Below are 14349 nucleotides of genomic sequence, written 5' to 3'. Positions count from 1 at the left end.
AGGTCGGCCTGCGTGCACCGCGCCAAAGGTCTCTGGGCGCGGGGGCGACCAGCCCCGGGCCGCGCCCGAGCCTCCCCCGGTTGGGCGCATTGGTCATGTCGTCGCGGGCACACTCGACATCCGGGCCTTCACGACAAAGCAGCCGGCCACGTACGGAGCAAAGCGCCCACCCGAGGCTCGGGGGCCGCCCTTTCGTCTCACGCAATCGCGGCGTTGGTCTTCATCGCAAGCTGCCCCTTCGCCCAAAGTTGCAACACCTTCAGCGCGATCGGTACTACGACCAGCGTCGCCGCCGTCAGCATCAGCGCGCCGGGCAGCGCCCAGACGCCGCCAAGCGCGAGCCAGCACCCCGCCGTGGCTGCGACCGGGAAGGTGAACGCGCCCCAGAGCGGCGAGAAGCCCCCAGCGAGCAGCCAGCGCACCGACACGACCAGTGCCAGCAAATAGCCCGCAGACAGGATCGCCATCGCCTGCGCGATGCCCATCGCGCCGAACCCGCTCGCGACAGTCCCGAGCAGCGCCGCAGGCGCGAGGTGAATGGCGAGTAGCGGGCGCAGCGGCGCGGGAACGCGCTCATGTGCGAATTGTCGCAGCGAGATCATCCAGATCACGACGGCCGACACCATCGCGACCCAGAACATCACCAGAGCCACGCTATCGAGCCCGAGGATCACGGCCGCCACCGCGCCGACGATCCAGCCCGAGAAGGTCAGCTGCCACGTGGGATTGACGCGGCGCTGCTCGGCCGGGCCGGTCGCGAGCGTGTAGATCACCGCCGCGATCAGCCCCAGATGCACGACGACGCCCAGCCAGAAGACGATCGCTGCCAGCCCGCCATAGGGCGCAAGCGACGCCGCGATCAGATAGATCGTCAGCGTTCCCGCCGCGAGCCCCGCACGCCCGGGCAGCACGCGCAGATCCTCGAACACCACGCCCGGACGCCGCACGATCTTCGCGCCATAGGCAACCAGCGTGAACAGCGCGAGCAAGGTCACCGCGCCCAGAAACAGCTCCGCCAGATCGGGCGGCAGCGCGAATTGCCCCACACCGCGCCGCCACGCGATCCCGAGGCCCATCAGCCCCAGCACGGGCGGGAACATCGCGGGCGGGGTGCGGCGAAACAGGCCCTTGGGCGTCATCTTGGGCGGGGCGAAGGACATGCGCTCTCCTCGGGCAATCGGCAAATCATTTCGGTCGCGCAGAAGCTTGCAATATTTCGCGCGTGGCGAAAAGCTGTCGGGGGTGCGACAGGGTGTCTGGAGGCAAGATGGCGGGACATGGGTATGAGGCGGGGCGGCTGAACCTGCCTTTCGTGGGGATTTCGACTTTCGGCAAGCGCGCATACGTGGCCGATTGGGATGCGATCGAGGCGGATGTGGCGGTGATGGGCGCGCCCTTCGATTTCGGCACGCAGTTCCGCCCCGGCGCGCGCTTCGGGCCGCGGGCGGTGCGCGAGGCCTCGACGCTGTTCTCCTTCGGACACGCGGGCGCCTACGACCACGAGGATGACGCGACCTATCTCGGCCCCGAGGTCACCATCGTCGATATCGGCGATGCCGACATCGTTCATACCGACACGGTGAAGAGCCATGCGAATATCGAGGCCGGCGTGCGTGCGATGCTGAAGGCGGGCGCGCTGCCGGTGGTGATCGGCGGCGATCACTCGATCAATATTCCCTGCATCCGCGCCTTCGAGTCCGATTGCGCCGAGAAGGGACCGATCCATATCCTGCAAATCGACGCCCATCTCGATTTCGTGGACGAGCGTCACGGCGTCACCGAAGGCCACGGCAATCCGATGCGCCGCGCCGCCGAGAAGGACTATGTCTCGGGCATCACCGCGCTTGGCATTCGCAACGTCTCTTCCACCGCGAAAGACGGGTATGACGCCGCCCGCGCAATGGGCGACGACTTCCTGAGCGTGCGGCAGGTGCGCAAGCTGGGGTCCCAGGGCGTGCTAGCCCGCATCCCGGAAGGCGCACGGATCTATGTCACGATCGATATCGACGGGTTCGACCCCTCGATCGCGCCCGGCACCGGGACGCCGAGCCATGGCGGGTTTCTCTATTACGAGGTGCTGGAGATCCTCCAGGGCGTGGCAAACCGGCACGAAGTTGTGGGCATCGATCTGGTCGAGGTCGCCCCCGATTACGACCCCAGCGGCTCGACCCCGATCCTCGCAGCGCAGGTGCTGCTGAATTTCCTCGGCTTCATCTTCCACGCGCGACAGTCCAGCGGCGCGTCTGCGGCGGGCTGAGGAGCCTCCGGCGGGGATATTTGGATCAAGAGGAAGGGGTTAGCGCGGCAACACCCACATAGTCGCCCCGAGACTGTGCGGCTTGGCGCCGGTGCCCAGTTTGAAGTGCATCCGCCCTGCCCCGTCCTCGCAATCCACCGCACCGAGATCGAGCTGTCGGATTCCGCGCGCCTTCAGCCGCAGCGCGGCCTGCCAGAGCATCAGGTTATGCGCGCGGGACACGCGCCCCTCCGCTCCGGTCCAGCCTATGTGATAGCTGGCACCTTCGCCGTGAAGCAGGAAGATGCCGCCCGCGATCCGCTCGCCTTTCGATGTCGCGACGCGCAAGGCGAGAAGGTCGGCGGCGCTGCGATCCGCCCACGCGAGGGTGAAGCTCGGCGGCAAGGCGCGGTAACCGCGGGCGCGTTGCTGGGCCGCGTCGGAGGCGAGAAGCCACTCGATCTCGGGTTCGGGCTCCACGCACAGCCCGGCACGCTCTGCTGCCGCCAACCTGTTGCGCCATTTTCCCGCCAAGCCTGCGCGCAGCGTGTGGGCATCGGGGAGCAAGGACCAATGCGCATGGTGGCGCGGGGTGATCAGCGGGATCAGCCCGAACCCAGCCAGCGGGTTTTCCGGCGTCATCAGCACCAGCCCGGCACGGCGCGCGATCCGACGCAGCACTGCGCGCCGGATCCAGATACCGAGCTCCGGCGCAAAGACCGGCCCGCGCGACAGAAGCCACAAACCGCCGCGCCCGATCATCTGGGCCAGCGCGACCCGCCTGCCCTGACATGTCGCCTCCAGCCGCAGGCACCGCCGCCCGTGCGCGGCCGCGATCGTTCCATAGAGCGCCGCCTGCTGAACAGCCGGAGGGTGTTCCGGCGCAAGCGCGCGCAACGCACGGTTCCAGCTGTCTTCGGAGCCGGGAAATGCATGACACGAAGAGGTTTCATCGCTGCCATTAAGGCCGGCTTCACCTAAGTCTGGGTTAATGGAGACGCGAAACGTTTCGACCTTGAGGCGAACATGCCCCGAATTCTCCCCAACGCGCTCCGCAACCTGCGCCAATCACCCAGACCCGCGCGCAAACCGTTGCGCCCCCGCCAGACCGAGGAACCGCGAAACCTGCCAGCGTCGCGCGCGACGCTCTGGAGCGCGCTTTTCATCGCAATCTTCGGCGCGGCCCTCTGGCTCGGCCTTCTCGCGATTCTCAGCTTTTCCAGTGGCTTCTGAACGCTTCAGTTCAGAACTTGACGTTCAGGTCACCCTGGAGTGACCGCGAAGACACGGTTTTCCCTGCACAGCTGCAACAGAACGTGACGTCACCGTGATCCCCAGATTGATTTACACCTTCCGGGTGGTAGCGTCGCCAAAAGGAATTCCTTCGAGACGTTAGGATCTCCTTCGGGACACGTTAGGGAAGAGGACAATTATGAAACGTGTGATGACTTCTATGGTCGCCCTCGCGATTGGCGCAGGCGCGGCCCATGCGGGCGGGGTGGAGCGCTCGACGCAGTCGGTCGGTATCCTGTTCGAGCAGGGGAACTACGCCGAAATGAGCTTTGGCGCGTTCAATCCGGATGTTTCGGGTACGGTAAACTACGGTCTCTACGGCAGCCCGTCTTCGGGCGACATGGCGCCGGGTTATGGCACGCTGAGCCTTGGATATAAGCAACAGCTCAACGACCAGTGGGATCTCGCGGTCATTTTTGACCAGCCCGTCGGCGCGAAAGTGCACTATCCCGCGCAGCCTGCCCCTCCCGCAGGCTACCCGGCTGGCGGCTCACAAGCCTCGATCAAATCATCCGCAGTTACTGCGCTCGTCCGCTACAAGATGCCGAGCAATGTCTCGGTTTATGGCGGCCTGCGCAGCGAAAGCGTTAAAGGTAACGTGAACTTGCCGGCCCAAGGCTACACGATGTCCACGTCGGAAGAGACCGATTTCGGCTACGTCGTAGGCGCGGCTTGGGAAAAGCCCGAGATCGCCGCTCGTGTGGCGCTAACCTACAACTCGAAAATCGACCACACGTTCGACGTGACCGAAAACGGCGCGCCGAGCGCCCCCTTCACGACGACGGTTCCGGAATCGGTGAACCTCGAATTTCAGACCGGAATCATGAAGGACACGCTACTGATGGGTTCCGTGCGCTGGGTGCATTGGAAGCAATTCGACATCACCCCGCTCGGCTACCAGATCGCGACCAAGGGTGACTCGCTCGTGGACTATGCGAACAACACGATCACCTATAATCTCGGCGTGGGTCGGCGCTTCAACGACCAATGGTCGGGCGCGATCATGTTCGGCTATGAGAAGCACCAAGGAGGCATCGTGGGCAACCTCGGTCCGACCGATGGCTTCAAATCTGTCTCGCTGGCGGCAAGCTACCAGGCGACCAGCAACATCAAGATTACCGGCGGCGTGCGCTATGTCGATATTGGCGATGCGAAAACTGAGATCGGTGGATCCACGACCGACTTCTCCGGCAATGACGGCTGGGGCGCAGGTCTGCGCGTCGGGATCAACTTCTGATCGCAACCCTCTGATAATTCTCGAAAAGCCCCGCCTCGTGCGGGGCTTTTTCTTGGGAACTCGACATTGCCGCAAGTTCCGGGTGGTGCGCGTCGCTGCCGCCCGCTAAATCGAAGCGATGAAACACGCACCCGCCCCTTTATCCCTCACCCCGCTCGCCTGGGCGCTGCTCGCGACGCTCGCGCTGATCTGGGGCTCGTCCTTCCTGTCGAACCGCGCGGCGCTGGAAGGCGCGGGCGTCTTTACCGTGGTCTTCCTGCGCGTGGCCTCGGGCGCGGTGCTGATCTGGGCCTATGTCGCGCTGCGCCGCCTACCGGTGCCGCGGCACCCGATCTATCTCGGGCATTTCCTGATCATGGGGCTGTTGAACAACGCCATTCCCTTCTCTCTCATCGTCTGGGGCCAGAAGCATATCGATAGCGGGTTGGCCTCGATCCTGAACGCCTCGACCGCGATCTTCGGGGCGCTGGTCGCGGCGGTGGTCTTCACCGACGAGCGGTTGAGCGCGCGCAAGGCCACCGGCATCGCGGTCGGCTTCGCGGGCGTCGTGGTGGCGATCGGGCCGGATGCGCTGAAGGGGTTCGATCTGACCTCGGCGGGCCAGCTCGCCGTGCTGGGAGCGGCGCTGAGCTATGGTTTCGCGGGCGCCTATGCGCGCTTTGCAATCAGAGGCTTACGGCCCGAAGTTGCAGCGGCCGGGATGCTCACCGGCGGTGCGATCTGGACGCTGCCGATCCTGCTTCTCACCGAAGGTGTCCCTTGCTTCGACTACGCGCCCTCGGTCTGGATCGCGATGCTTTGGCTCGGCTTCGGCTGTTCGGCGCTGGCCTACCTGCTCTATTACCGCATCCTTGCGATGGCGGGGGCAGCCAATCTCGCCCTCGTCACGCTCTTGATCCCGCCGGTCGCGATCCTCGCAGGCTGGGCGGTCTATGGCGAGCGTCTGGGCTGGGCGGAGGCCTTGGGCTTCGCGATCCTCGCGCTCGGTCTGTTGATCCTGAACCGCCGCCCCAAAACCCCGTGACGTGCGCGCCTTGCCGGGCTACACCGGGGCGAAAGACCTATGGGGACACGATGATCTATTCCAATCGCGCCGAGTGGCTGGCCGCCAAATCGAGGAAGGTTGCCCTGTTCGGCATGTCCGGCCTCGGCAAGACCTGGGCTGCGAACCTGCTGCGCGACGAGGGCTGGTTCCACTACTCCGTCGATTACCGGATCGGCACGCGCTACATGGGCGAATACATCGCCGACAACTTCAAGCGCGAGGCGATGAAGAACCCGTTCCTGGCGGAGCTTCTGCTGTCGGACTCGGTCTATATCGCGTCGAACATCACGTTTGAGAACCTCGCGCCGCTGTCGACCTATCTCGGCAAGCCGGGCGATCCGACCAAGGGCGGACTGCCCTTCGAGGAATACCTCGAACGCCAGCGCCAGCACCGCAAGGCCGAGATGGACGCGCTTCTCGACACCGCGCATTTCATCGACCGCGCGAAGCAGATTTACGGGATCGAGAATTTCCTGTGCGATTCCGGCGGCTCGATCTGCGAGGTGGTGGACCCCGACGACCCCGAGGATCCGATCCTGACCTCGCTGTCGCAGAACCTGCTGATGGTCTGGATCGAGGGCTCCGAAGCCCATACCGAGGAGCTGATCAAGCGCTTCTCGCGCGCGCCGAAGCCGATGTATTATCAGCCCGCGTTTCTGGCCGCGAAATGGGACGAGTATCGCGATCTGAAAGGTGTGGCCGAAACGGAGGTCGACCCCGACGACTTCGTGCGCTGGACCTATGCGCAGGCGCTGGCCCATCGTCAGCCGCGCTATGCGGCGATGGCGAGAAACTGGGGCGTGACGATCCGTGCCGAAGACCTCTACCTTGTCCGCGACGCAAAAGGCTTTACATCGCTGATCGCCGACGCGCTGCCCGCGTGAGCCGCGACACTTCACGCATCACTTTAACTTCACCCTGCAAGAGACTGAGAAACAATGCCGATCAAGCTGCCTGAAAACCTCCCCGCCTTCGACATCCTGTCGCGGGAAGGCGTGATGGTGATGTCGCCCGAGCGCGCATCGCGGCAGGAAATCCGACCCATCCGGATCGGCCTTCTCAATCTCATGCCGAAGAAAATCCAGACCGAGAACCAGTTCGCACGCCTGATCGGGGCGACGCCGCTGCAGATCGACTTCCAGCTGATCCGCATGAGCGAGCATCAGACGAAGAACACCGCCGCCGAGCATATGGAAGAGTTCTACCGTCCCTTCGAAGAGGTCGAGGCCACCGGCGAGAAGTTCGACGGGCTGATCATCACCGGTGCTCCGATCGAACATTTGCCTTTCGAGGAGGTGACTTACTGGGAAGAGCTCAAGCGGATTTTCGACTGGACTCAGACCCATGTCTTTTCGACCTTCGGCGTCTGCTGGGGCGGCATGGCGATGGCCCACTACTTCCACGGCGTGAACAAGCACATGCTTGATCACAAGGCCTTCGGCTGCTTCCGGCATCGCAATTGCGCGCCCGCCTCGCCTTACCTGCGCGGCTTCTCGGACGATCTGCTGATCCCGGTGAGCCGCTGGACCGAGATGCGGCGTGACGAGTTGGAAGCGGCGGGCATGATCACGCTGATCCATTCCGATGAAACCGGGCCCTGTCTGGTCGAAGATCGCGCTCATCGGGCGCTCTACATCTTCAACCATCTGGAATATGACAGCGGCACGCTGAAAGAAGAATACGATCGTGACGTCGCGGCGGGGAAACCGATCAACGTCCCCGCGAATTACTATCCTGAGAACGACCCGAGCCGGGTGCCGACGAACCGGTGGAAGAGCCACGCCCACCTGCTTTACGGCAACTGGATTAACGAGATTTATCAGGAAACTCCGTATGATCTGGCCGAGATTGGTAACTAGCCTCGTCCTCGTGCTGCTCATTCTGGGCGGCGCGACCTGGGGACTCGAGAGCTGGCGCGGCCGGATGGCGGAGCAGCGCTATCCGCCCAACGGCATATTCGTGGACGTTGGGGACCAGCGTGTGCATATGGTCATCAAGGGCGATCACGGCCCGGCGGTCGTGTTGATCCACGGCGCCTCGGGCTCGGCCCGCGATCTGACCTTCGATCTCGCACCGGAACTTGCGAAGCGCTATCGCGTCTTCGTGCCCGACCGTCCTGGGTTCGGCTATTCCGATCCGCTGCCGGAGGGGCACGACACGATCGAGGACCAGGCCAAGCTGCTGCAGCAGGCGACGAAGATGGCGGGCGCGGAGGAACCGATCGTGCTCGGCCATTCCTATGGCGGGGCTGTCGCAATTGCCTGGGCGGTATATCTGCCCGGCACGCTCTCGGGTCTGGTGCCGGTCTCCGCTCCTTCGCATAGCTGGGACACCGGGCTGCCGCTTCTTTATCAGATCACGTCGCCGCCACTGGGTCAGGCGATCGCCGTCCCGTTGATTTCGGCCTGGACGCCACCCGCGATCATTCGCTCCGAGGTGGAAGGAGTCTTCGCGCCGCAGGAGATGCCGATCGGCTACATGCGCTGGTTCGGCCCCGGCATGACGCTGCGTGTCGAAACGATGCGGGTGAATGCGCGCCAGCGTGCCGAGCTGAAGCCCGAAATTCAGCAGATGATCCCCCATTATCCCGATCTCGACCTCCCGGTCGTCTCTTTGCATGGCACGGCCGACACCATCGTGGGCGAGAAAATCCATGCGGTGCCCTTCACGAAGGAGGTGCCGGGCGCGGAACTGGTCTCGCTCGACGGGATCGGCCATATGGTTCCGCATGTCGCCTTGCTCCAGACAGTCGCCGCGGTGGACCGTGTCGCGACGCGCGCTGGCTATGACATCCCGATGAAGGCGGCGGCGGAGTAACCGCCACTCAAGCACTGCAGTCGCGTGAAAAGCGGTCACTCCTGCGGTTTTGCGCGCACGTCACACGAGCGGTATCGCCTGCCCGCCGCTGTGCGGCGCCGCTTGCACCGTCCCGGCCCGCGCAGCATACTGCCGTGAAACGACAAAAGGCAGATCATGGCCAAGGACAAGAGTGACCCGCCGTTCGATATCCCCTTCGTGGGCGACATCACCCGCTACCTCGAGGAGGAAGCGCCGGACGTCGTGCGCGAGGCGATCGAGAAGGCGGGCAAGGATGACATGCTCTCGCCCTCCTACCCTTACGACGAGGAGATGAAGCGCAAGAAATACGACCGTCACATGGATGCGCTTCAGGTCGAACTGGTCAAGATGTTCTGGGACGCCAAGGAAACCGGCAAGCGGATCGCGGTGATCTTCGAAGGGCGCGACGCGGCCGGCAAAGGCGGCACGATCGGGCGGATGCGGCAGAACCTGAACCCGCGCTCGGCCTATGTCGTGGCGCTGCCGAAGCCCACCGAAACCGAAGCCACGCAATGGTATTTCCAGCGCTATGTCGACTGGCTTCCGGCCGCGGGCCAGATCGCGATGTTCGACCGCTCGTGGTACAACCGCGGCGTGGTGGAACATGTCTTCGGCTTCTGCACGCCCGAGCAGCGCGAGCATTTCTTCTGCCAGTTGCCCGATTTCGAGAAGATGCTGGTCGATGACGGGATCATCCTCGTGAAGCTCTGGCTCAACGTGGATCGCGCCGAACAGCTGCGCCGCTTTCTCAAGCGCGAGAAGGATCCGCTCAAACAGTGGAAGCTGAGCTGGATCGACGTCGAAGGGCTCAAGCGCTGGGACGCTTATTCCGACGCGATCCAGGAGACGCTGGCGCGATCCGACAACGCGCATGCGCCCTGGACGGTAATCCGCTCGGACGACAAGAAACGCGCCCGGATTGCCGCGATCCAGACGGTGTTGAACGCGATCGATTATGCGCATAAGGACCGCGACGCGATCGGCGAGATCGACGGTGAAATCTGCGGTGGCATCGACGTTCTGAATGTCTAAGCAAGGCTATCATCACGGCAACCTGCGTCAGGCGCTCGTAGCCTCCGCGCTGGAACTGATCGAGGAGAAGGGCCCGACCGGCTTCACGCTCTCGGAAGCGGCGAAACGCGCAGGCGTGACCCCGGCTGCGGTCTATCGCCATTTCGAGGGGCGCGAGGACCTGATCGCGGAATGTGCGCGGCAGGGCTATCTGATCTTCGGCGACCTGCTCGATCATGCATGGAACGGCGGCAAGCCTTCGGCGCTGGCGGCGTTCTCGGCGGTGGGGCGCGCCTATCTCGCCTTCGCGCGGAAATATCCCGGTCACTACATGGCGATGTTCGAAAGCGGCATATCGCCCAACCGCTCACCCGATCTTGCGGCGGTGGCGCGCAAATCCAGCGACGCGATGGAACGTGCGACGCGCGCCCTGATGGCGCATATGCCGCCGGAGAAGCGCCCGCCCGTCGCGATGGTCGCGGCGCATGTCTGGGCGATGAGCCACGGCGTCGTGGAGCTTTATTCCCGCGAGGGGAATCGCGCGCCCTATGCCCCCGAGGACCTTCTGGAAAGCGGCATCGGCGTCTATCTGCGCGGGCTGGGCCTGATCGCTCCGGATTGAGCCGCCTTGCCCGATCCCGCCGCGTCGCAGCATCATCCGGACAAAGAAAAACGGGCGGAGGTTTCCCCCCGCCCGTCGATATCAGACGATCCGCCTGAGATCAGAACTTGTAGGACGCGGTTAGGTTCAGCGTCGTGGTGTTCAGATCGTTGGTGGTGCCGTCGAAGTTGTTGCCCTTGCGGTAGTCGAGCTCGGTACCGACGGTCCACTTCGGGTTGATGGCATATTTCATGCCGACGCCAACCAGCGGAACGGTGTCGGAGTAGCTGGCACCCGAACCGTCTTCAGCGTCGACGTAAGACGCACCGAGCGTGCCGTAGAACAGCATGTTGTTGTAGGGCGCACCGGCGATCATCTTGAGGTCGGTCATCGAGTTGACCTTCGCGCCGGTGGTGTTGTCGTCGATGTTCGCGGCGTTATAAGCCAGCTCGCCACCGAGGACATAGCCGCCGAAGTCGCGCAGGTAACCCGCGTGCAGACCGCCCACGACGCCGTCGCCATCGATCGACTGGTCAGCCTTGCCGTAACCGAGTTGAGCACCGGCATAGAAGCCGTCCCAGCTGAACTGCGCGGGCGCGACTGCGACCGGGGCCGGGGTGACTTCCGGAGCCGGTGCCGGGGTGGTGTAGCCGCCCGCCATCGCGGCGGAGCCAGCGAGTGCCAGAATGCTCGACGTAACGATGATACGTTTCATGTTTCTCTCTCTCCTGTCTTGGGGGTTCATCCCCCGTTGAGACGTTTTGGATCAGATCCGTTGCCCGGACCTATGCTCATTCAATGCAACGTCAATCGGCTTGGTTCCGGCCATAGGCGGCAGGTTGCCGAAGCTGTCACAAGACGTGATCGGGGCGCCGGATGCTGCAGCCGCAAAATGCATTGGCAACACTGGACAAAGCGGCGGTTCCACTGGTTAATGAACACGCGTTCATTTCGAGGGAGTATCACATGGAGTTGAGCAAAATTCGCGCCATCATCACCGGCGGCGCTTCGGGGCTGGGGGCTGCGACCGCGCGGCACTTCGTTGAGTCGGGCGCGCAGGTGACGCTCTTCGACCGCGACCAGGCGGGCGGCGAGGCTTATGCGGCAGAGATCGGCGCGACCTTCGCCGAGGTCGACGTGACCTCCGAGGACAGCGTCGCCGCCGGGATCGCAGCCGCAGTAGACGCGATGGGCGGCATCGATGTGGCGGTCAATTGCGCCGGTATCGCCACCGGCGAGCGCGTGGTCGGCCGCGACGGGCCGCACCGGCTCGAGAGCTTCGCGCGCACGATCGACATCAACCTCGTGGGCAGCTTCAACGTCGCCCGCCTCGCCGCCGCCGAGATGGCCCGCAACCCCGGCCCCGAGCGTGGCGTGATCATCAACACTGCCTCCATCGCGGCTTTCGACGGCCAGAAGGGTCAGGCAGCCTATGCGGCGTCAAAAGGCGGAATCGTCGCGATGACCCTGCCCCTCGCCCGCGATCTGGCCAGCCAGGGCGTCCGTTGCTGCGCCATCGCGCCGGGAATTTTCGCCACGCCGATGATGAAGGGCCTGCCCCAGGAGGTGCAGGACAGCCTCGCCGCCGAAGTCACATTCCCGAAGCGGCTCGGTGATCCGTCGGAATACGCCAAACTTGCCGGTTTCATCGTCCAGAGCGGCTATCTGAACGGCGAAGTGATCCGCCTCGACGGGGCGCTCCGGATGCGTTGACCTCACGTTTATGACGGCTTTGCGAAGGATCTGAAAAAATCCTCGAAAAACGGGTTGCAAGGGCGCGCGAGGGCGGCTAAATCCCGCCCTACGAAACGACCCCTGATGCGGAGAGGTGGCAGAGTGGTCGAATGCGGCGGTCTCGAAAACCGTTGTCGGTGAGAGCCGACCCAGGGTTCGAATCCCTGTCTCTCCGCCACTTTCCCCGGCGAGTGTTTGCAAATCCCCTGTAAAACAAGTGCTTCGGCGAGCCGCAAGGCTTCGCAGGGTCAGTTTTGCTATACATTTTGCTTTACAAACTGCTATACATGGCCTGCCGCATTTGGAGTGCCACGCATGGCAATCGTTACGCGCAATGGATCAGCAAAAGGCACCCTCTATCTCTACAAGAGAGTGCCGAAGCGCTTCGCTGCCATCGAGCCGAGGAAGTTTGTCTGGCTGAGCTTGCACACAGATTCCCGCTCTGTTGCCACGACCAAAGAAGCAGCGACTTGGGAACAGATGACCGCTGCTTGGGAAGCGAAGCTGGCTGGTGACAGTCGCGATGCGGAAGAGCGCTTCACTGCTGCCCGGGATCTCGCAGCGGCTCGGGGCTTTCGCTACATGCAGGCCGATCAAGCCGCGAAGCTGCCGGTGCAAGAGCTGCGCGAAAGGTTCGCAGCGGTTCCCGGCTTCAAGGATCAACCTGACAAACCTGACCTTATTGAAGCTGCCGCGATCCTCGGAGGAGCCAAAGAGCCGCCGATTGTCGTCAGCAAGGCGCTTGAACTCTATTGGGGCCTTGCGAAAGACAAGACACTCGGGAAGAGCGAAGATCAACTTCGTCGCTGGAAGAACCCCCGGAAGAAGGCAGTGAAGAACTTCATCGCGGTTGTCGGCGACAAGGCGATTAACGAAATCACGGGTGACGACATGCTCGACTTCCGCAACTGGTGGATGGAGCGGCTCGAAGAGCAAGACCTAACGCCCAACAGCGCCAATAAAGACCTAATCCACCTTGGGGACGTGCTGAAGACCGTGAACAAGATGAAGCGCCTCGGTCTGGTGCTGCCGCTCACCGATTTGAGCTTCAAGGAGGCCGAGGCCAAGAAGCGCCCGCCCTTCTCGGCTAACTGGATCACCGAAAAGCTGTTGGCACCGAGTGCGCTCGACGGGATGAACTCGGAGGCACGCGCCATTCTGCTTGTGATGGTGAACACTTGCTGCCGCCCTTCCGAGCTAGCCGCCCTCACCGCGAACACGATCCATCTGAATCACAACGTCCCGCATATATCGATTGAGCCGGAAGGACGGCAGGTAAAGACTAAACACGCCAAGCGCAAAATCCCCTTGCTCGGGATCTCGCTAGAAGCGCTTCGCGAATTCCCTGAGGGGTTCCCACGCTATCGCGAAAGCAGCGCCAGCCTTTCAGCTACGGTGAATAAGTTCCTGCGCGAGAAGGGACTTCTGGAAAGCGATGACCACACGCTCTACTCCCTGCGTCACAGCTTCGAAGACCGAATGCTCGCGGCTGGCATTGATGACCGGATCAGGCGCGACCTATTCGGCCACAGACTGACGCGTGAGCGCTACGGCGACGGTGCGTCATTGGAGCAAAAGCAGCAGTTGCTTCAAGCGGCAGCATTGTGAAGCGCGGCAATCGCTCGCGCGCGGCTGATAGCATCATCCTCACTCTGATATAGCGCAAGCTCACGCTCGACGCGCTCGAAGAGCGGCAAATAGACCGGGTCAGCGACGACCAGAGCAGCCGCCATGCGGTGCATCTTTTGCAGATCGGCAAAAAGTTCAGGGTCGCGCATTGGTAAAGCCGGGACGTTTTCGCAGTAAGGCAATGGACTAATTTGCCTTATAGCGTTCCGAGCTTGGATTGCGGCAGGATCGCTAATTTTTCTCGGACAACGAACTTAGAAAAGGCGAGACCCTGCGGCCCCGCCCCTGTCCCTAGCAAGCACCAGCTTGGCTCAAGCCGCGTCAGCGTTCGCAAAATCCTCGCGGCATACGTCCGGCAGAATGCCCGCCTCGGCGAGTGCCTGCGCGACCACTGACCGGTGATCCGGCAGACCCTTCACCCCCTCCGTTACGCCCTTCACGATCTGCTCGACCAGCTCGCTGAACTTCTGTGTCTCGATAAAATGCGGCATCGCTCGCCCCTCTGGTTTCAACGCCACTAGATAGACACGACGCGAATCGACGCGCAACAGCTATTTTGTTGTTTTTCAAATGGTTAGCGTAAGCAAGTGGATACTTACACCCTGCAAAGTGGAAAGACCCTCGCCTGAAGGAAGACGAGGGCCTTAGGGATGCTTCGGCGGAGGGAAGCCGCCCGGAGCTACCTGCTTGCGGTATCTATATACCTCTCTTCGCTGTCGAGTTCA

Annotated in this window: 16 protein-coding genes and 1 tRNA gene; 12 read left to right on the top strand and 5 right to left on the bottom strand. The window is 63.0% G+C overall.

The genetic code is table 11. The features are described from left to right. Positions 1-197: 197 nt before the first annotated feature. Positions 198-1160: a TDT family transporter gene (locus BMG03_RS10095; protein ID WP_075776537.1), complete on the bottom strand. Its 963-nt coding sequence runs from the start codon at positions 1158-1160 to the stop codon at positions 198-200. A 107-nt stretch (positions 1161-1267) separates the two neighbouring features. On the opposite strand from BMG03_RS10095, the gene speB reads away from it, so the two are divergent. Continuing rightward, positions 1268-2257, top strand: coding sequence for an agmatinase (speB, locus tag BMG03_RS10090; RefSeq protein WP_075776538.1), 990 nt, complete (start codon positions 1268-1270; stop codon positions 2255-2257). 39 nt (positions 2258-2296) lie between these two features. Here the strand turns inward: speB and BMG03_RS10085 are convergent, their stop codons facing one another. Next, positions 2297-3133, bottom strand: a complete 837-nt coding sequence (locus BMG03_RS10085; protein ID WP_075776539.1) for a GNAT family N-acetyltransferase — start codon at positions 3131-3133, stop codon at positions 2297-2299. 129 nt (positions 3134-3262) lie between these two features. Here BMG03_RS10085 and BMG03_RS10080 point away from each other — a divergent pair, with 129 nt between their 5' ends. The 8 genes from BMG03_RS10080 (at position 3263) to BMG03_RS10045 (ending at position 10282) form a co-directional block, all read left to right on the top strand. Beyond that, positions 3263-3469, top strand: a complete 207-nt coding sequence (locus BMG03_RS10080) for a hypothetical protein (protein ID WP_075776540.1) — start codon at positions 3263-3265, stop codon at positions 3467-3469. A 199-nt stretch (positions 3470-3668) separates the two neighbouring features. Beyond that, positions 3669-4766, top strand: a complete 1098-nt coding sequence (locus BMG03_RS10075; protein ID WP_075776541.1) for an outer membrane protein transport protein — start codon at positions 3669-3671, stop codon at positions 4764-4766. A 118-nt stretch (positions 4767-4884) separates the two neighbouring features. Beyond that, positions 4885-5790 (top strand): DMT family transporter, encoded by a 906-nt coding sequence (locus BMG03_RS10070; protein WP_075776542.1) that lies wholly within the window; start codon positions 4885-4887, stop codon positions 5788-5790. 50 nt (positions 5791-5840) lie between these two features. Further along, a complete protein-coding gene (locus tag BMG03_RS10065) occupies positions 5841-6695 on the top strand; it encodes an ATPase (protein WP_075776543.1) in 855 nt (284 codons plus the stop codon). A gap of 54 nt (positions 6696-6749) precedes the next feature. Further along, on the top strand, positions 6750-7670 hold the full coding sequence (locus BMG03_RS10060; RefSeq protein WP_075776544.1) for a homoserine O-succinyltransferase: 921 nt from the start codon (positions 6750-6752) through the stop codon (positions 7668-7670). Continuing rightward, positions 7645-8628, top strand: a complete 984-nt coding sequence (locus tag BMG03_RS10055; RefSeq protein ID WP_075776545.1) for an alpha/beta fold hydrolase — start codon at positions 7645-7647, stop codon at positions 8626-8628. Before BMG03_RS10060 ends, BMG03_RS10055 begins: the two co-directional genes overlap by 26 nt. Positions 8629-8784: 156 nt before the next feature. Next, positions 8785-9681 (top strand): polyphosphate kinase 2, encoded by an 897-nt coding sequence (ppk2, locus tag BMG03_RS10050; RefSeq protein WP_075776546.1) that lies wholly within the window; start codon positions 8785-8787, stop codon positions 9679-9681. Next, complete coding sequence (locus BMG03_RS10045; protein ID WP_075776547.1) at positions 9674-10282, top strand: TetR/AcrR family transcriptional regulator; 609 nt, start codon at positions 9674-9676, stop codon at positions 10280-10282. The genes ppk2 and BMG03_RS10045 overlap by 8 nt, the downstream gene beginning before the upstream one ends. 100 nt (positions 10283-10382) lie before the next feature. Here BMG03_RS10045 and BMG03_RS10040 read toward each other — a convergent pair whose 3' ends face one another. After that, positions 10383-10976 carry an outer membrane protein gene (locus BMG03_RS10040; RefSeq protein WP_075776548.1) on the bottom strand — a complete coding sequence of 198 codons (594 nt, stop codon included), beginning with the start codon at positions 10974-10976 and terminating at the stop codon, positions 10383-10385. A gap of 251 nt (positions 10977-11227) precedes the next feature. Between BMG03_RS10040 and BMG03_RS10035 the strand changes: the two genes are divergently transcribed. The 3 genes from BMG03_RS10035 to BMG03_RS10025 all read left to right on the top strand — a co-directional run bounded on the left by BMG03_RS10035 (position 11228) and on the right by BMG03_RS10025 (position 13603). Continuing rightward, on the top strand, positions 11228-11974 hold the full coding sequence (locus BMG03_RS10035; protein WP_075776549.1) for an SDR family NAD(P)-dependent oxidoreductase: 747 nt from the start codon (positions 11228-11230) through the stop codon (positions 11972-11974). Between the two features lie 109 nt (positions 11975-12083). Then, positions 12084-12173: transfer RNA gene (locus BMG03_RS10030), tRNA-Ser, on the top strand. 137 nt (positions 12174-12310) lie between these two features. Next, a complete protein-coding gene (locus BMG03_RS10025) occupies positions 12311-13603 on the top strand; it encodes a tyrosine-type recombinase/integrase (protein ID WP_075776550.1) in 1293 nt (430 codons plus the stop codon). On the opposite strand, the gene BMG03_RS10020 is transcribed toward BMG03_RS10025, so the two are convergent. Together BMG03_RS10020 and BMG03_RS10015 are read right to left on the bottom strand one after the other, a co-directional pair. Next, positions 13585-13773, bottom strand: a complete 189-nt coding sequence (locus BMG03_RS10020; RefSeq protein ID WP_075776551.1) for a hypothetical protein — start codon at positions 13771-13773, stop codon at positions 13585-13587. The two genes, BMG03_RS10025 and BMG03_RS10020, sit on opposite strands and share 19 nt — an antisense overlap. A gap of 162 nt (positions 13774-13935) precedes the next feature. After that, complete coding sequence (locus BMG03_RS10015) at positions 13936-14115, bottom strand: hypothetical protein (RefSeq protein ID WP_075776552.1); 180 nt, start codon at positions 14113-14115, stop codon at positions 13936-13938. Positions 14116-14349 lie beyond the last annotated feature (234 nt).

This window comes from Thioclava nitratireducens (assembly GCF_001940525.2).
GTDB classification, from domain to species: domain Bacteria; phylum Pseudomonadota; class Alphaproteobacteria; order Rhodobacterales; family Rhodobacteraceae; genus Thioclava; species Thioclava nitratireducens.
This window is presented reverse-complemented; position numbering and strand designations above follow the sequence as displayed.